The sequence below is a fragment of the Natronorubrum sediminis genome, assembly GCF_900108095.1.
Classification (GTDB): Archaea; Halobacteriota; Halobacteria; order Halobacteriales; family Natrialbaceae; genus Natronorubrum; species Natronorubrum sediminis.
Window position 1 is genome coordinate 1,319,035 of the sequence record NZ_FNWL01000001.1, and the last position, 15,318, is coordinate 1,334,352.

Consider the following 15,318-nt stretch of genomic DNA (forward strand, 5'->3'; position numbering starts at 1 on the left):
ACTATCGAATAGCCAGCCGACTGCCTGCTGTCAGATCACGACGCCGGAAGCCATCGCGCGCTGCCGGTCGTCGCTGATCGTCCCATCACTTCGACGCACTATGAACACAACAGCGTCACCGAAAACGCCACTGCCAGTACCGTCACGCGAGCACCTCGACGGACGGTCCCGCCGCGCTCGATCCGAGGCGATGTCCGTCCGTTCACTCGGGAGAGGACTCTACGAGGTCGAATCGGCGAGCGACCACACCTACCTCGTCGACCTCGAGAGCGGCCGCTGTACCTGCCCGGATCACATCTTCCGCGAGGCTCGCTGTAAGCACATCCGCCGCGTTGCCATCGAGATTACCGACGGCCGGACGCCGCCACCCGGCGAACTCGCCGTCGAATGTCACGACTGCGGAAAGATGTTCTTCGTCCCCGAAGACGACGACGCCGTCCACGGACCCGCCTACTGCTCGAGACACACCGTCTGGCCGGGCGATACGGTCGTCGACCGCGAGACGGGTGATCGACTCACCGTCGTCGACGTCTCCGACCTTCGAGCCGACGCCGTCGAGATCGGGGCCGTCGACACCTCCGTCGCCGAGTACGCCACGAACGAGCGCTACGAGCCGGACGTGCCCGTCGTCGGGGCTATCTACCCCCACGCGACGGTCGCCACGAACGGCGTCATCCCGGACTCGTTGAAGGTCTACGTCTTCCCGCGGACGAGACTCGAGAAAGCGGACTGAGAACGCCGACGCGAGCCTCGAGGGCGCTCGAGGCTCGCCTTCGGTGACGACGCCGTCGTGAGTTACTCGAGCACCTCGGCGGCTTCTTCGACGTCCATCACACCCTGTTCGACCGCGTTGAGCACGCGGAGGATGTCTTCGTCCGGGCCGTCGTCCGACTCGTCGCCGACTTGCTCGAGCGTGACCTTCTCGGAGCGACCGACGAACTCCGCGAAATCGGTGCCCTCAGCGATAGCCGTCTCCTTTTTGACTCGGTAGTTGCCGCCGTCGGTCACGTAGAGGTCGCCGGGGTGAAAGAAGTACCAGTCCTCGCGATCGAATCGAACGCCGATACGGGGCTTCGCGCCGAAGTTCTGTGCGAAGTAGATCAGTGCTTCGACCTCTTCGCCGGTGAGATAGATCGGGTCGCCTGAACTCGATTTCGCCTCGACCGCGTAGAAGTCCTCGCCGTCACCGGCGAGTACGTCGGGAAGTTCTCGTTCCGTCGCAGAACCGCTTGCGGGTGCACGCATCACCGCGAATCCGGACTCGTCGAGTTCGTTGACGAGTTCCCGTTCGCGCCGGTCACCCTTCGCCTGAGACATACACCGCACTCACGTGCGGCCCCTAATAAAGTGATGGACAGCGTCGCGCTCGCGGAAAACGGAGTGTGGCACTACAGGAGTGGAACAGCCGTGACCGCCTCGAGGAGCATCGACGGGGCAGGTTCCGCTTCGTCGATCTCGAACTCGATGGCGAGATACAAGATGGCGAACTGGAAGGCGTTGAGCGCGGCGTGGGCCGCGGTGGGAACGAGGAGGTTGTCCGTTTTCGCGTAGAGGTAGCCGAAGATGACCGAGCCACCGAACATGATGGTCAGCGACGCGAACGTCGCGACGAGTTCGCCGGCGAGCAAGTACATCGGGAGGTGAACGAGCGCGAAGATGACGCTCGTGACGATGACCGCATGCATTCGGGTGAACGCCGCGTACAGACGTTTCTGGATGACGTTCCGGAAGAGGAACTCCTCTGCGGGCGCGTTGAAGAAGAAGACGATGAAGATCATAATCAGGATCATCGTCTGGTCCTCACCGACGATGTCCATGACGTTGCTCTCGGCGGCGGGAACGTTGAGGAGGGTAAAGAGCAGACTGACGACGTAGAGGAAGACGATCGTCCCGATACTGCCGCCAATCAGGTACTTCCAGTCGTTCTTCGTCGGCACGTGGAGGTCGATCCACGACAGGCCACGACCGGTCGCGACCAGATAGATCACGCCGGCGAGTGCCATGCCGACGAAGTTGAGGATCAACAGGAGCGCCCGCCCTTCGATCGAGGCGTCCCCGAGTCCCTCGAGTAATGCTGGGTCGTACAAAAAGGCCGGAAGCGTCGAGAACTCGGCAACGAGAAGACCGAAGACCGTCAGACCGATGGCGACGAGCGTCGATCGAAGCGGTGCACCATCTCGATCGGTGTCAGTTGAGCGGGAAGGCGTCTCCATACCCCAGCGTACGGGTGGGGCCTCCTTGGGTGTTCCTTCTTCGGGTCACCGTCCGTCGGTGGGGCTACCGACGGAGTCTACGTCCCGTGATCCCACGAGCCCATGTACTCCTGTTGAGTATCCGTCAGCGAATCGAACTCGACACCCTCGGCCTCGAGTTTGATCTCGGCGATCTCCTTGTCGAGTTCGTCGGGCACGTCGTGAACACCGGCATCGTACGCCTCACCGTTCTCGAGCATCTCACGGACGCAGACGGCTTGAATGCCGAAACTCTGGTCCATGACCTCGACGGGGTGGCCGAGCGAGACGGGGGCGGCGAGGTTGACGAGACGGCCTTCCGCGATGACGTTCAGTCGACGGCCGTCCTCGAGTTCGTAGGCTTCGACGCCGTCGCGGGCTTCGTAGCGATCGACGGCGAGGTCGTCTAAGGCCTCGAGGTCGATTTCGATGTCGAAGTGACCCGCGTTGGCGAGCAAGACACCGTCTTGCATCGACTCGAAGTGCTCCTCGACGACGACGTCGCGGTTGCCCGTCGTGGTGAGGAAGACGTCGCCCACCTCGGCGGCGTCGGCCATCGGGAGGACCTCGTAGCCCTCCATGTGGGCCTCGAGAGCGCGGCGGGGCTCGACTTCGGTGACGACGACGTTCGCGTTCTGTCCGGCGGCCTTCTTCGCGACGCCTTTGCCACAGTAGCCGAAGCCAGCGACAACGACGGTCTTGCCGGCCCACGAGAGGTTCGTGGTCATGGCGATGGAGGCGAGAGAAGACTCGCCCGTGCCGTGGACGTTGTCGAAGAGGCGCTTCATCGGCGTGTCGTTGACGGCGAAGACGGGGTACTCGAGTGCGCCGTCGTCGTCCATCGCGCGCAGGCGGTGGACGCCGGTCGTGGTCTCTTCGGCCCCGCCGACGATGCCGTCGATCAGTTCGGGGTAGTCCTCGTGGATCGCCGCGACGAGGTCCATCCCGTCGTCGACGGTGACGGTCGGCTCGTGGGCGATGACGGCCTCGATAGCGTCGTAGTACTCTTCGTCGTCGACGCCGCGTTTGGCGTAGCTCGTGATGTTCTCGTGGGTGTCGAGTGCCGCAGAGACGTCGTCGTGCGTGGAAAGCGGGTTGCAGCCCGTCACTGCGACCTCCGCGCCACCCTCTGCGAGCGTCTCGACGAGAACCGCCGTCTTCGCCTCGACGTGCATCGCCATCGCGATGATCTCGCCCTCGAAGGGCTGTTCCGCGACGAATTCCTCGCGGACGCGCTCGAGGATGGGCATGTGCTGGGTCGCCCAATCCATCTTCCGTCGGCCCTCTTCGCGTGCGGACTCGAGGTCCGCCAGTTGCTCGCTGATCGGCGGATACGCAGTCTCGGTCATACGGTGAGTGAGTGCAAGCGCCGTCAAAACCCTACCGAAGCGATGGCGTCGGACTCGGGGCGAACGGTCCGAATCATCGCGGTCTGTCGTGTGCTTGAAAAGGAGTTTTCGACGATCGAAACGCCCGCAATCACGGGCGCTCGAGTGCACGAACGACACGACGGGGACGTGCCCCTGACAGCCTCACTCGAGTCGTCGGTCGCCGTTCGTCTTCACGGAATCGCTCAGCGTCGTTCGATCACTGTTCAGCGTGCTGGAAATACGGTCCAACGTGAGAGGATTACGGTCCAGCGTGGTTCGGTGGGCCGCTGTCGTCATCGTCCTCGTCGGCTTCAGCTTCGTCGTCGTCGCTCTCATCGCCGCCGTCCTCCTCGTCTTCATCGTCTTCGTCATCGTCCGCTGGGCCAGCGTGGGCCGGTGGGCCCTGTCCGTCGTCGTCATCGTCACCAGATGGACCGGCGTGGTCCGGCGGGCCGGCGTGGTCGGGTGCGTTACCCGGGTTGTTCTCGACTGCGAAGCTCGCAATCGAGAGGCCTGGTGGGCCATCGGAGTCGTTGTCCTGGGCGAACGAAGAGACGAGCGAGCCGAAGTTGTCGGCGTCAGCGTCCTCGTCCTCGTCGACCGGCTCGAGCGTTGTCGTCTCCTCGACGGACTCGTCGTCGACGGTCGTCTCGAGTGTGAGTTCGACGCTCTCGTTCCCGTCCGGAGCCTCGAGGGCGACCGTGCCGTTCTCGTCGGTCGTGTGCGTGCCGACGTCCGCGTAGGAGTCGTTGTCGTCGACGGTATCGACCGTCACGTTCGTGTCGGCGACGCCGTCGCCGTCTGCGCTGACCGTCGCGGTGACGTTCTCACCGTCCTGATCGACCTCGATGGATGGGGCCTCCTCGTCATCGTCGGACGCCTCGAGCGTCGCGGTCTTCGTCTCCGTCGTCGCGTCGTCGGCCGTCACTTCGAGACCGATGTCGACGTCGGAGTCAGGTGCGGGGAGTTCGACCAACCCATCGTCGTCGGTCGTGTGCTCGCTCGTACCGTCGTAGGAGTCGTTGTCGTCAGTGGTCGTCACGTCGACGGTCGCGTTCGCGACCGCGCTCTCGTTCGATTCGACCGTCACGACGTACTGTTCTTCGTCGACGTCGACTACGAGGTCATCTCCATTCTCTTCGTCTGTCGCCGCTGCCCCCAGTGGAGCCAGCGCAGACACGACCATGATCATCGCCAGTGTCGCTGCAAGCAATCGGTACCTGTTCATTCTACTCGGGACATTCAGGGTTTTGTGAATAAACCCCCGAGGCAGTTCTCGACAGTTGCCCGCAGTTGAAACGGTAGTAGAACAGTTTGTAGCGTTTATAACGAAATCTAGACGTTCAGATTTCGTTTTCGACTGTGAGGAGTGGCCGTCGCGAATGGGCGTCGGTCGTCAGTTTGCTGCGCGGTCGACGAGCGCCATCGCGGCCTCTCCCGCTGCCGTTCGAACCGACTCCTCCTCGAGCGTGAGGACGTCGCGATCACGCATGAGCACCTGCCCGTCACAGATCGTGTGGCGAACGTCGGCCGCCGCCGTGGCGTACGCGAGGTGACTCACGAGGTCGTGGTGTGGCGTGAGGTGGGGTTGCTCGAGGTCGATCACGGCGAGGTCGGCGGGGGCCCCTTCCTCGAGTCGGCCGGACTCGAGGCCGATGGCGTCGGCGCTTCCCTGCGTCATCATGTGGACGGCTGATTCGGCGTCGACGGCGCTCGCGTCGCCGTCTTTGAGTTTGCCGATCATGGCCGCGTCGCGTGTCTCGTCGAGCATCGAGAGATCGTTGTTCGAGGCCGCGCCGTCGGTGCCGATGCCGACGGTGACACCGGCGTCGAGCATCCGTTGGACGGGGGCGATGCCACTCGCCAGTTTCATGTTCGAGGCGGGACAGTGGATGACGCTCGTGCCGGCCTCCGCGAGCAGTCCGATCTCGCTTTCATCGAGGTGGACGCCGTGGGCGAGGAAGTCTCCCTCCTCGAGCATCCCGCGCTCGGCGGCGTAGGCCATCGGCCGCACGCCGCGTTCCTCGACGATGGGCGTCACTTCGTTTGTGGTCTCGTTGCCGTGGAAGTGGATCGGGACGCCGAGGTCGCGAGCCTTCGGGACGAATTCCTCGAGGTACTCGCTTCCGACCGTCGTCAGCGAGTGGGGCATGAAGGCCGTCGAGATCCGACCGTCGGCGCGCCCGTCGAGGGCTTCGGCGACCTCGAGTCCTTCCTGAGCGTCCGCGCGGGCTTCCTCCTCGTCGGACGCCACGGTGACGATTCCGTGGCCGAGTCGTGCGCGGAGGCCGGCCTCCTCGACGGCGTCGGCAATCTGGGGGACCATGAAGTACATGTCCGCGAAGGCGGTCGTCCCGGATTTGATCATCTCGAGCAGGCCGAGTTTCGCGCCGATGTGGACGTCCTCGGGGGTCAATTCGGCTTCGGTCGGCCAGATATCCTCCTGGAGCCACGCGTCGAGTGGCTTGTCGTCGGCGTACCCGCGGAGGAGCGTCATGGCGACGTGTGAGTGGCCGTTGACGAAGCCGGGCGTGACGAACGACCCCGTCGCGTCGATCGTTTCGTCGGCGTCGCCCGCCAGATTGTCGCCGATCTCGAGAATCTTTCCGCTGTCCTGATCGATCAGTACGTCCGCTCGCGTCACCGAAATGTCGGGTAACAGCACCTGCCCGCCGGTGATCGCCAGTGTCGTCATGCACGTGCGTTTCTCCCGAGACGGCGTTATACTGTCGAATGAGATTCTAACATGGTTACGATGAGTATCGCGGCGAACACCGCCAGTACCCGTCCCGCTCGTCGATTTCGTAGCCGACCGACTCGAGTGCCGTCGCCGTCTCGGCCGGCACGTCACCCGCCAGCCCCTCGTCGTGTGTCTCGACGAAAACGGTCGGTTCGTGACACTCGAGCGTCGCTCGAGCCCCGCGAAGGACATCGGGAGCCGCCCCTTCGACGTCGATTTTGAGCACGTCCGGCGGCGAGAGCGCGTCGTCCTCGCGGACGAGGTCGTCCAGTCGATAGCTCGAGACGGAACGCACGTCCGTGACGCTAGCTCCCCAGCGAGTTGCGCTCTCGCGGTCGAACGCCGACAGTTCGGGGTACGTCGAGACGTAGAACGGCCGGGTTCGGGTTTCCGCGCCGAGTCCGCAGGGACGGACGTCGATTCGGTTCTCGAGCGCGTTTGCCCGGATATTCGCCTGGAGACGCTCGCATGTGGACGGCGACGGTTCGAACGCGACGACGCGGCGGTCGGGCGATCCACTCGCGAGCGCGAGGGCGTAGATACCGACGTTCGCGCCGATATCGTAGATGACGTCCGTCGAGCCACAGCGAGCGGCCACTTCCTCGAGCATCGAATCATCCGCGTGGCGAGTCAGCGGTTCGTAACAACGTACCGTGCCTGCGGCCGTTCGGTTGGTTCGCGCGAGCAGTTCGTACTCGTAATTCGCCCAGGCGACTCGGTCGTACGTCCGATAGCCGACGCTCCGGGCGAGCGAGCGTGCCCGACTCACGACCCTGTCGGCGGACTCGAGCGGGCGCACGTGCTCACTGACACGAGCCACGCAGTTGATCTTTCGTCCGGGTGTCGATGTGTGAAGAGGCGAGACGAATACGACAGCGAGGGCCCAACATCGAATTCTCGAGCGATTCAGGCACCGACAGAAGCGAAGCGGGAGTGAGTCAACGAGTCGAGTTGAGATGTCAACACGAGATTACGGTGACAGACAGTGGTGGTGTCGATATCGCGTTGGCTGCTGTCGACCGTGGCGAGAGAACGGCTCTCGCTGTCGTTTTTCGCACTTGCTGAGCGAACGTACGACGATTCCAGCCACTCGAACAGTTTCATATCGTGAATGTATCGGGCGGTATATATCACCGAAGCCTGTCATCGAGATTCGATGATACATGTCAACAAATAACTCAGAGGGTGATGGAAACGTCGACCACGTCGAGTACGGCACCGTCGAACACGACGATCCAGGCCCGGCGAGCGACGACACGTGGAACACCGTCGAGGCGGACAGCGCATCCGTCGCGTTCGACTGGGGGTTCGAAGACCCGCCTGCTGTCATCGTCGAACCGGCCGAAGAGACCTCGGTGGGTCTCCACCGAGCGATCAACGTCTCCGCGACGGGGTTCGAAACGCGGTGGATGGTCTACGACGACGACTCCGAAGCCGTCGACGCCGACTGGGCCGCATTCGGCGAAGCAGCCCAGAGTCGCGGCCACGAACCCAGCGCGAGCGAGACGCACATCCGACCCGGCGGCCCCTGGCCGACCGAGACCCAGCAGTTGAACATCAACTCGTTACACGACTACGAGCAACTCGAGCGATCCCTCGAGCGAATCGAACGGAAGGGCAGCGGCGAGGTGACCGTCGAGTCCGTCGGGGAATCGAACGAGGGTCGCGACATCTACCTCGCGACGGCGGGATCGGGCGACACGGACGTGTTCCTCTTCGCCGAGCAACACGCGGACGAGGCGACGGGTTGTGAGGCGTTGTTGAACCTGCTCGACGAACTCGCTGCCGGGGGCAGGTGGAACGACCTGCTTTCGGAGTTAACGATCCACGTGATGCCCCGAGCGAACCCGGACGGCACCGAGGTCGGCGAGTTGCGCCACCGGTTCAACGTCGATCCGGACGCCCCCGCGAGGGACGAATCGGTGGGAATCTACACCGACTACGACGACGCCGGCGTCGGCTGGGACGTCAATCGCTACCACTGGTTCGACTGGACCGAGAGCGAACTCTACCAGAACCTGCCCGAGGAGTACCCCGAGAATCCCGTTCCAGAGGCCCAGATTCTCGTCGATACCATCGAGGAGATCGACCCCCTCTGGGTCGCCGATTTCCACAACCAGTATCACTACATCAGTGACGACGGCGAGAACATCACCGGCTCGGTCTACTGGCCGACATCACCCGGTGCCGACGACGACGCGGTCGACCTCTCGAAACAGCTCTGTCGTGGCATCTACGACGACGTCGACTCGCAGGGGAACACGACGCTCACCCAGTTCCCCGGCGGCGACGGCCGGGGCATCGCTCGAAACAGCTACGGCGAGGAGGGCATCGCCTGCGTCCTCATCGAGATGCGCGGCCAGACCGACGAGTTCGGCCAGAAATCCGGCGGCCAACTCATCAGAACCGCCTACGAGATGACGGTAAGCATGCTCGAGCGAACGGCCGACGAGTCCGTCTTCGACATCGACCCCGAGGCGGCCGACGAGATGCCAGAACGCGGCGAGCGCTACCAGCGAACGTTTCACCCCTCCGAGGAACTGGAAGCCGAACTCGAGGAGGATGAGGCGGAACTGGACGACGACTACTTCGAATGTACCTGCTAAGCAGCCATGACCAACGACACACACTCCACGGCGGACGACCCGAAGCGGACTGACGAATCGAAATCGATCAACGAATCAAAGCCGGTCGATGGGAAGCAACCAGACGAGGCGACGAGCGAGCGCGAGCGGTCCTCGAGCAGCGCCCAATCGTCGAGCGGGGCGATCGATCCGACGAGCGATTCCGGGCTGGGCCTGGCACTCGAGCGCCGACACGTCATCGCGAGCACCCTCGCGGCAGTTGGCCTCGCCGGCGCGGGCACGGCACAGGCGAGACACGAAACCAGCGATCAGGACAATGAGCAGGGTCAGGGCCAGGGCGATATCGACGTGAAGACGGGTCACATCTCCCACGAAAGTCCCGGAGCGGCCGACGACGGCACGTGGAACACGTACGAAGTCGACCAACAGACGGTCGAGTTCGAGCAATCGTTCGAAGCGCCGCCGGTCGTCTTCATCGGCGCAGCCGACTACACGACCATCGGCATGTTCCGAGCCATCGACGTCACGGAAAGCGGGTTCGAGTCCCGGTGGATGGTCTATCAGAGCGAGTCGTTCGCCCCGCCGGACGCACAGTGGGTCGCCGTGGGGCAATCATGAACGTCGAGTACCGCGAAATCGCCAGTTCGAGCGATCCCTCCGATTCCCACCCCTGGTACGACATCGCCGTCGACGAGGAAGCCGGCACGCTACGGATCGAAGACGAAGCCGACGGCGGACTGGACGCGACGCTCTCGAGCGGCGAGGAGACCATCGGCGAGGGGAGCGACGTCGACACCGACAGCGACCTGATCGTCGCGTTGACCCAGGAGGGCGACCTCATCACCTACAACACGGACGAGACCGAGGTGCCACCGCTTCGCGCGCATCTGGCCTGGTACGACGCGGCGACGGACACCCTCGAGGTGCTCGAGTTCGTCGAACCTGCGTAGAACCCCACGCTCGCGGAGACCGTAGAGACAACTCACGACGGCCAAACACCTTCGGCGAACGGCGTCGTTGCTCGAGCGTGGGTAGTAAATCGATGCCAACCGACCCGCTCGAGCGAATCGTCGAAACGGCGTTCGACGCCGACGTTCGCTCCTGCCGGCGACCACACTCCGGCTCGGTCGCCGAAACTGCAGTACTCGAACTCGAGAACGCTCGCGGCGACGTTCCCCGGCGACTCGTCTGCAAACGCGGCGGAGCCAGCATCTGGACCGGCGACGCGATCGAATCCGCCGTCCTCAGGGTACTCGAGCAGCGGAGCGACCTGCCCGTTCCGGGCGTGCTGGCGTCCGGGAAAATTGTGGGTGAGAGAGGGTCGGCGCGCGAGACCGACCCACTCGAGCGATGGGCGTGTTACGAGTTTCTCGAGGGGACCAATCCCGGCCCTGGGTACGCTACTCTCGAGCCCACCGTACGCCGGCGACTGGTGGCCGACGCGGGAGCGCACCTGGGGCGACTGCACGGAACGCCGGGACTCGAGTTCGACCGCGTCGGCGGGCTGGCCCGCGGAGAGAACGGCACCGACCTCGTCCTGTGCGAGCCGACGGGATGGCACGCCGTCGATTCGGATACACTCCGCGAGCAGCTCCCGATCTCGGTTCCGCCGACCGGCGATAGCGGCCGTCGGCCAGTGTTGACACACGGCGACTACCAGCCCAGCAACCTGCTGGTCGACGATAGCGGCGCGATCACGGCCGTCCTCGACTGGGGCAACGCTCACGTCACCCACGCCGAGTACGCCCTCGCGCGAGCGGAGGTGCGGTTCGTCGACAGCTACGTGGGGCGACTGTCTCGAGCGGAGCGGCGACGACTTCGATCACTGTTTCGAGCGGCGTACGCCCGGTACGCGCCACTCGAGGCGGGCTTCGATCGACGGGCCCCACTCGAGAAGCTGCGATGGGTGGCGCAGTCGGGGTCAAATTACGCCCGACTCCTCGGCGATTCTCGCGGGCGACGCCAACTGTGGCGACAGTTCCGTCGGCTCCTCGAGTGAGTCGAATAGTGGCGAGCGTGTACGGAGTCGGCGGATTTATCCTCGCTTTCGTCGACAGGTCAGGTATGAACGGGAGCGATGACGACCGTGACGGCTGGGCCGAGACGGAATCGGAGCGTCGCGAGGAGTACGGCGTCGCGACCGACAGGGAGTCCGAACGCGACGACTCGTGGGAGTCGGACCGTCCGACCGTCGACCTCGCCGACGACGATGGGAAGCGACGGTCCTCGAGTCCGACCCCGGCCGGTGAGCCAGGAGAAGGTCGTGATCCGTCGCCGGCGGATCCGCCCGATTCGGCGGCAATTCGCAACTGGACGCTGCTCTCGGCTGCGCTCGCGGTGATCTCGCTGGCGACCGCAGCGGCGATTTTCGGCACCTACGAGGCCCCGACAGCTACGGCCGGGGCCGTCGTCCTCGGCGCGGGATTCGGGCTGATCGCCATCGCCGGCCGGTCGTTCCCGCTGATTTTCGGCTACCTCGACGACGCGTGGTCCGAGCACCGACGGTACGTCGGGTTTTCGGCTGGGTTGTTCGCCTTCGGGATCCTCGTCGGAGCCCTGCTCTACGCCGCCGGGATCAACCTGATCGATCTGTTGCTCGAGATCGTCGCCGAGGAGTTAGGCGAGGAGGAACTCCCCGGCGGCGAGGGTGAACTAGCCGACGAGGAGACCATCGACCTCTCGGCAACGTTTTTCATCGTCAACAACACGCCGCCGTTTCTCGCGGCGATTTTCGGCGCGCTCACGTTCGGCTTCTTCACGTTCGTCATCATGGTCTTCAACGGCATCGTCGTCGGGAATATCGCCGCGTTCACCGGCATGGAAAGCGGGTTCGGGATCGTCATCGCCCTGCTCGCCCCCCACGGCATCTTCGAGTTGACGGCGCTGTTCGTCGCCGCCGGCGTGGGCTTTCGGTTCCTCTATCGCGCCGGGGAGCGAATCGCGGGGACTCGAGACGCCCTGTTCACGAAACGATATCTCGTGGGGACGCTCGCGTTAGTCATCTTCGCCTGGCTGGTGCTCGTACTCGCCGCGTTCGTCGAGGCCTACGTAACGTTCCTGGTTGCGGAGGCGTTGTTCCCGGACGCTGTGTAGCGCAATGAAAGTCCTGTTCGATCCCGACACTCGTTGTCTTCGGTACGATGACCTCGCGGAGTGAGTGGAATTGCAACAGGACGGATCGAAATCAGTTCACTCGTTCCAGAAACCGCGTTGTCGAATTTCGATTTCAGTGAGCACCGCCGAGAGAACATCACGCCAATCGAGCGGGTGTGAAGCGTCGACGCCTGGCGTCGGTGCATCAGGTCCAGGATGAACGTGATTACGTTCGTTGTGGTCCGATGGATGTCGGTCCCACTGATGGTCGAACGTTCCTTCGACGTGTTCTTCGTGATAGTGAAGGGTGAAATCACCGTTCTCGAACCAAACAACTTCCAACTGGGCCGTTCGAACGGTGCTCGGGTAGAATCCGGTGTTGTATACGCAGATCACTCGATCTGGTGCAAATTCGGGTTGTGCTTCGATCCGTTCGAAACGATCGTCAGTAGAAAGTCGTTCCACGATGACGTCGAGTTGGTCAAAGTCAACCGGTGCACCGGAATCGGTGTCAGGCGTCTCCGTTTCGTCCCCGTTCCCCGTCATACGGCGCTTCGTTCGCCAGCAAAATCACCAGATTCGATCGTCAATGCCCGCTCGAGGAGGGAGAGACGACGCCGAGTCGTCTGCCACGCCGACACGTCTTCCCACACGTCTGAAACCGAGCGATCGGTCTCGGCTGCGTGCCTCGAGACCGACACGGCAGTGGGGGTGGTTACGTCGAACCGCTCGGCAAAATCTTCGTCACGAGCAGCCTCAGCGTCCAGGTGAGAACGCAACTCCTCGGTCGTGTACTCGTCTCGAAGGTGTTGAACGCGACGCCAGCGAAGGTACGACTGGTTTCGGTTGTACGTCGCCGGCGAGTCGGTGACCTTTCGCACGATACCCATTCGTTCGAACCACTCGAGGTACTCCCTCGCGGCGTCGACGCCGTGGTCAGCACGGTCAGCCACCTCACGAACCGTTGCTGGGGAGTTCAGGCCGAGAACTGCGTCGAGGAAATCATCGCGCGTGCGCTCGCTACGAACGAGTTCGGTTGGAGACATCAGTGCGTCAAAATCCGGTGGTTCCGCACCCTCGTCGTCGTTCGCCGTCAGTTCAGCGCGTGGTTCCTCCATGGCTAGTGTCTCGACTCGAGACGGAATAAATCTTCCCAGCGCGGAATATTCCGTAATCGGTGGCATCTCCGGGACCGGTAATGAAGAACGAGAGATGATCGCTGAAACCGGTGCTTCGGCTCAAGCGCGTCGCCTCGAGCCCATATTCGCAGTAATTTCCCGCCACTTGTCGGTAGATATAAGCAACAGTAGTGCAACAATTAGCACGGAAGCCGTCTCCGACGGGGGTCTCGAAACGCCCCGGGTGTCATAGCACCCGAGACTGGCTTCCAACCCGAGAGGGTCAAAGCCATGATTACATCACTCCTCGCGGGATATAAACATCCCGGCACCCAGTCGTATCGACGGCGAGTACCGACAGCGGCCCCGAAATGGTGGTCTGCGTGAGCGTGGACGACGACGCCGAAGACGGATTGGTCGGATCGGCGTTCCCCGACTGCCCGCGCTGTGGCGACCCCATCCTCGCGACGGTCGTCACCGGGCCGAGCGAGGCCACGGCAACACCCTGTGGCTGTCGCGTTGCGCCGCCCCACCTCGAGCGCGAGTAACGTTCCGGAGGCCTCGAGTTTCGGCGGCCAGCCGACTCCTCGGTATTTCGAACGCCGGCACGTCGCACCACCCTGACAACCACCATCCGTCGGCCGGAGAATACGAGGAGTCGGCCCGTACGCGTGACTCGAGAGAGCAACGGAAACGGCGAAAAGACGAGAGTTGTTTGCAGACGATCGATCGACCCACGTATCGTTCACAAATTCGAACGAGACGGTCCGGAGACGGGCAGGCGAACTCGACTATCGGGCCAGCTTGTCGGTATTAGCAGTAACTAGTAGCACGGTATCGGTAGTCAGAAACAGGATGGATGTCAATAGCTCTCTACAGAGACGCCATCGAATAGCTGGAAGTCGTCCGTATTTTTCGTGACAACTGTCGCGCCTACTTCTTTCGCAACGGCGGCAATCAACAAATCCCCAGAAAGAGAGTTTATCTTGTCCCGGTTCACAGTTTCATCCCGGTGAAATTCAGCTTCTAACTCACCAGCAATGACGGCGTGTTCAACCCGAAACGGGAGGATAGTCGTCCACTCGAATTGTGACTCGATCTCAACTGGGTCGAGTACCCCTTGAATCTCCCTCCCGACTGCAATTTCTTTGATGTTCAGTGTCGTCGTTACAAACTCCTCTTCGTCGTGCGTTTCAAGGTAGTCTCCAACCGCTTCCCGCCCCGCCCAATAATGGATGAGAAACGTTGTATCAAGCAGTTTCATCGTCTGCCTCTGTCTCCGCAAACTCATCGAGAGCCTCTTGTTGCCGTGTGGAAAGCCCGTCACTCGTTTGCTCACGGGAGTCCGCAACGATCTGCTCGAGTTCGTCGGCTTCCCCTTCGGAGAGTGTTCCGAATCCCTCACGCCAATCGACAGTCGTGTCATCCAACAGACGGTCCATGAGGTCCGTAAAGCTCTCATCCTCTCGTTTTCGTGCCTTTAACCGCTCGTATACGTCCTCTCGGATGCCGATGGTTTTCGCCCCCATAGTTTGTGTATACACGCACAAACACAAAGTGCTTGTCGGTGTTTTCAACGCAGAACGAAATGAAGGAAGCGTACCACCTTTTTTCGCTCGAGTCCGCTTCATTCATCTCTCGCGCAAAAATCCGTCTGGCGAGAGCAGAGTTCTCGCTGACCGTCGCTCACGCCGTTCGCGAAGAGACCAAAAAAGCCGCTCGCTTCCGGTGGTCGCTCGCGATCTTACTTCTCAACCGTTTCTTCGACGATCTCAGATCCACCTTTTTCCGCTCGGGTTCACTTCGCTCACCCGTCGCGCAAAAACCTGGGCCAAAAAAGCCGCTCGCTTCCGGTGGTCGCTCGCGGTCCTACTTCTCAACCGCTTCTTCGACGATCTCGATTTCTTCCTCCGTCAACCCGTACAGTTCGTAGACGATTTCGTCGATCAGTTCGTCCGTTTTCTCGATTTTCGCTTCGAGTTCCTCGGCTCGCTCTTTCGTCTCGAGATAGCTTTCCAACCCGTCCCGAACGTCGTCGACGGCGGGGAGGGTGAGCTTTCGCAAGCGATCCACGAGCGAGTTGGTCTTCGTGGCGGTTTCGCGGAAGTTTGCAAAGCCGCCGGCTTCGTCCACCGCGACGGGGACGAACGCCTCGATCAGGTCGGCTTCGGTTTCCGTCAG

18 protein-coding genes are annotated in these 15,318 nt (G+C 62.6%); 7 read left to right on the forward strand and 11 right to left on the reverse strand.

Going from position 1 to position 15,318, the window contains the following annotated elements; genetic code table 11:
• Nucleotides 1-100: 100 nt before the first annotated feature.
• Entirely contained in the window at nt 101-733 is a 633-nt protein-coding gene (locus tag BLW62_RS06495) for a hypothetical protein (RefSeq protein WP_090506208.1), read from the forward strand.
• 62 nt (nt 734-795) lie between these two features.
• Here the strand turns inward: BLW62_RS06495 and hjc are convergent, their stop codons facing one another.
• The 6 genes from hjc to BLW62_RS06525 all read right to left on the reverse strand — a co-directional run bounded on the left by hjc (nt 796) and on the right by BLW62_RS06525 (nt 7,140).
• Nucleotides 796-1,317 (reverse strand): Holliday junction resolvase Hjc, encoded by a 522-nt coding sequence (gene hjc, locus BLW62_RS06500; RefSeq protein ID WP_090506210.1) that lies wholly within the window; start codon nt 1,315-1,317, stop codon nt 796-798.
• 71 nt (nt 1,318-1,388) lie between these two features.
• Nucleotides 1,389-2,213: a CPBP family intramembrane glutamic endopeptidase gene (locus BLW62_RS06505; protein ID WP_090506211.1), complete on the reverse strand. Its 825-nt coding sequence runs from the start codon at nt 2,211-2,213 to the stop codon at nt 1,389-1,391.
• Between the two features lie 77 nt (nt 2,214-2,290).
• Nucleotides 2,291-3,580, reverse strand: a complete 1,290-nt coding sequence (locus BLW62_RS06510) for an adenosylhomocysteinase (RefSeq protein ID WP_090506213.1) — start codon at nt 3,578-3,580, stop codon at nt 2,291-2,293.
• A 280-nt stretch (nt 3,581-3,860) separates the two neighbouring features.
• The gene (locus BLW62_RS18575; protein WP_090506215.1) at nt 3,861-4,829 is read right to left on the reverse strand and encodes a hypothetical protein; all 969 of its coding nucleotides are present in this window, start codon (nt 4,827-4,829) and stop codon (nt 3,861-3,863) included.
• A 168-nt stretch (nt 4,830-4,997) separates the two neighbouring features.
• On the reverse strand, nt 4,998-6,296 hold the full coding sequence (locus tag BLW62_RS06520) for an amidohydrolase (RefSeq protein ID WP_090506217.1): 1,299 nt from the start codon (nt 6,294-6,296) through the stop codon (nt 4,998-5,000).
• 55 nt (nt 6,297-6,351) lie between these two features.
• Nucleotides 6,352-7,140, reverse strand: coding sequence for an FkbM family methyltransferase (locus BLW62_RS06525; RefSeq protein WP_245726678.1), 789 nt, complete (start codon nt 7,138-7,140; stop codon nt 6,352-6,354).
• Nucleotides 7,141-7,504: 364 nt separating this feature from the next.
• On the opposite strand from BLW62_RS06525, the gene BLW62_RS06535 reads away from it, so the two are divergent.
• The 5 genes from BLW62_RS06535 (at nt 7,505) to BLW62_RS06555 (ending at nt 12,019) form a co-directional block, all read left to right on the forward strand.
• Nucleotides 7,505-8,947, forward strand: coding sequence for a M14 family zinc carboxypeptidase (locus BLW62_RS06535; RefSeq protein WP_090506221.1), 1,443 nt, complete (start codon nt 7,505-7,507; stop codon nt 8,945-8,947).
• Between the two features lie 6 nt (nt 8,948-8,953).
• Nucleotides 8,954-9,544 (forward strand): H-type lectin domain-containing protein, encoded by a 591-nt coding sequence (locus BLW62_RS06540; protein WP_090506223.1) that lies wholly within the window; start codon nt 8,954-8,956, stop codon nt 9,542-9,544.
• The gene (locus BLW62_RS06545; RefSeq protein ID WP_217630525.1) at nt 9,541-9,876 is read left to right on the forward strand and encodes a hypothetical protein; all 336 of its coding nucleotides are present in this window, start codon (nt 9,541-9,543) and stop codon (nt 9,874-9,876) included. Before BLW62_RS06540 ends, BLW62_RS06545 begins: the two co-directional genes overlap by 4 nt.
• 92 nt (nt 9,877-9,968) lie before the next feature.
• Nucleotides 9,969-10,925 (forward strand): phosphotransferase family protein, encoded by a 957-nt coding sequence (locus tag BLW62_RS06550; RefSeq protein WP_090506225.1) that lies wholly within the window; start codon nt 9,969-9,971, stop codon nt 10,923-10,925.
• 65 nt (nt 10,926-10,990) lie between these two features.
• Nucleotides 10,991-12,019, forward strand: a complete 1,029-nt coding sequence (locus BLW62_RS06555; protein ID WP_090506227.1) for a stage II sporulation protein M — start codon at nt 10,991-10,993, stop codon at nt 12,017-12,019.
• 96 nt (nt 12,020-12,115) lie between these two features.
• On the opposite strand, the gene BLW62_RS06560 is transcribed toward BLW62_RS06555, so the two are convergent.
• Nucleotides 12,116-12,565, reverse strand: a complete 450-nt coding sequence (locus tag BLW62_RS06560; RefSeq protein WP_090506229.1) for a toxin-antitoxin system TumE family protein — start codon at nt 12,563-12,565, stop codon at nt 12,116-12,118.
• Nucleotides 12,562-13,137: a DUF7342 family protein gene (locus BLW62_RS06565; protein WP_090506231.1), complete on the reverse strand. Its 576-nt coding sequence runs from the start codon at nt 13,135-13,137 to the stop codon at nt 12,562-12,564. Before BLW62_RS06565 ends, BLW62_RS06560 begins: the two co-directional genes overlap by 4 nt.
• Nucleotides 13,138-13,520: 383 nt before the next feature.
• Between BLW62_RS06565 and BLW62_RS18580 the strand changes: the two genes are divergently transcribed.
• Entirely contained in the window at nt 13,521-13,685 is a 165-nt protein-coding gene (locus BLW62_RS18580) for a hypothetical protein (protein ID WP_175459645.1), read from the forward strand.
• 314 nt (nt 13,686-13,999) lie between these two features.
• On the opposite strand, the gene BLW62_RS06570 is transcribed toward BLW62_RS18580, so the two are convergent.
• From BLW62_RS06570 to BLW62_RS19280, 3 genes are all read right to left on the reverse strand, one after another.
• Nucleotides 14,000-14,401, reverse strand: coding sequence for a PIN domain-containing protein (locus BLW62_RS06570; protein ID WP_090506233.1), 402 nt, complete (start codon nt 14,399-14,401; stop codon nt 14,000-14,002).
• On the reverse strand, nt 14,388-14,666 hold the full coding sequence (locus BLW62_RS06575; protein ID WP_090506234.1) for an antitoxin VapB family protein: 279 nt from the start codon (nt 14,664-14,666) through the stop codon (nt 14,388-14,390). Before BLW62_RS06575 ends, BLW62_RS06570 begins: the two co-directional genes overlap by 14 nt.
• Before the next feature lie 340 nt (nt 14,667-15,006).
• A complete protein-coding gene (locus tag BLW62_RS19280; protein WP_449289552.1) occupies nt 15,007-15,270 on the reverse strand; it encodes a hypothetical protein in 264 nt (87 codons plus the stop codon).
• Nucleotides 15,271-15,318 lie beyond the last annotated feature (48 nt).

What these genes read in the sequence shown, in the direction of transcription:
- BLW62_RS06495 (WP_090506208.1), top strand. Translation starts at nt 101, where the DNA reads ATGAACACAACAGCGTCACCGAAAACGCCACTGCCAGTACCGTCACGC.
- hjc (WP_090506210.1), bottom strand. Translation starts at nt 1,317, where the DNA reads ATGTCTCAGGCGAAGGGTGACCGGCGCGAACGGGAACTCGTCAACGAA.
- BLW62_RS06505 (WP_090506211.1), bottom strand. Translation starts at nt 2,213, where the DNA reads ATGGAGACGCCTTCCCGCTCAACTGACACCGATCGAGATGGTGCACCG.
- BLW62_RS06510 (WP_090506213.1), bottom strand. Translation starts at nt 3,580, where the DNA reads ATGACCGAGACTGCGTATCCGCCGATCAGCGAGCAACTGGCGGACCTC.
- BLW62_RS18575 (WP_090506215.1), bottom strand. Translation starts at nt 4,829, where the DNA reads ATGAACAGGTACCGATTGCTTGCAGCGACACTGGCGATGATCATGGTC.
- BLW62_RS06520 (WP_090506217.1), bottom strand. Translation starts at nt 6,296, where the DNA reads ATGACGACACTGGCGATCACCGGCGGGCAGGTGCTGTTACCCGACATT.
- BLW62_RS06535 (WP_090506221.1), top strand. Translation starts at nt 7,505, where the DNA reads ATGTCAACAAATAACTCAGAGGGTGATGGAAACGTCGACCACGTCGAG.
- BLW62_RS06540 (WP_090506223.1), top strand. Translation starts at nt 8,954, where the DNA reads ATGACCAACGACACACACTCCACGGCGGACGACCCGAAGCGGACTGAC.
- BLW62_RS06545 (WP_217630525.1), top strand. Translation starts at nt 9,541, where the DNA reads ATGAACGTCGAGTACCGCGAAATCGCCAGTTCGAGCGATCCCTCCGAT.
- BLW62_RS06550 (WP_090506225.1), top strand. Translation starts at nt 9,969, where the DNA reads ATGCCAACCGACCCGCTCGAGCGAATCGTCGAAACGGCGTTCGACGCC.
- BLW62_RS06555 (WP_090506227.1), top strand. Translation starts at nt 10,991, where the DNA reads ATGAACGGGAGCGATGACGACCGTGACGGCTGGGCCGAGACGGAATCG.
- BLW62_RS06560 (WP_090506229.1), bottom strand. Translation starts at nt 12,565, where the DNA reads ATGACGGGGAACGGGGACGAAACGGAGACGCCTGACACCGATTCCGGT.
- BLW62_RS06565 (WP_090506231.1), bottom strand. Translation starts at nt 13,137, where the DNA reads ATGGAGGAACCACGCGCTGAACTGACGGCGAACGACGACGAGGGTGCG.
- BLW62_RS06570 (WP_090506233.1), bottom strand. Translation starts at nt 14,401, where the DNA reads ATGAAACTGCTTGATACAACGTTTCTCATCCATTATTGGGCGGGGCGG.
- BLW62_RS06575 (WP_090506234.1), bottom strand. Translation starts at nt 14,666, where the DNA reads ATGGGGGCGAAAACCATCGGCATCCGAGAGGACGTATACGAGCGGTTA.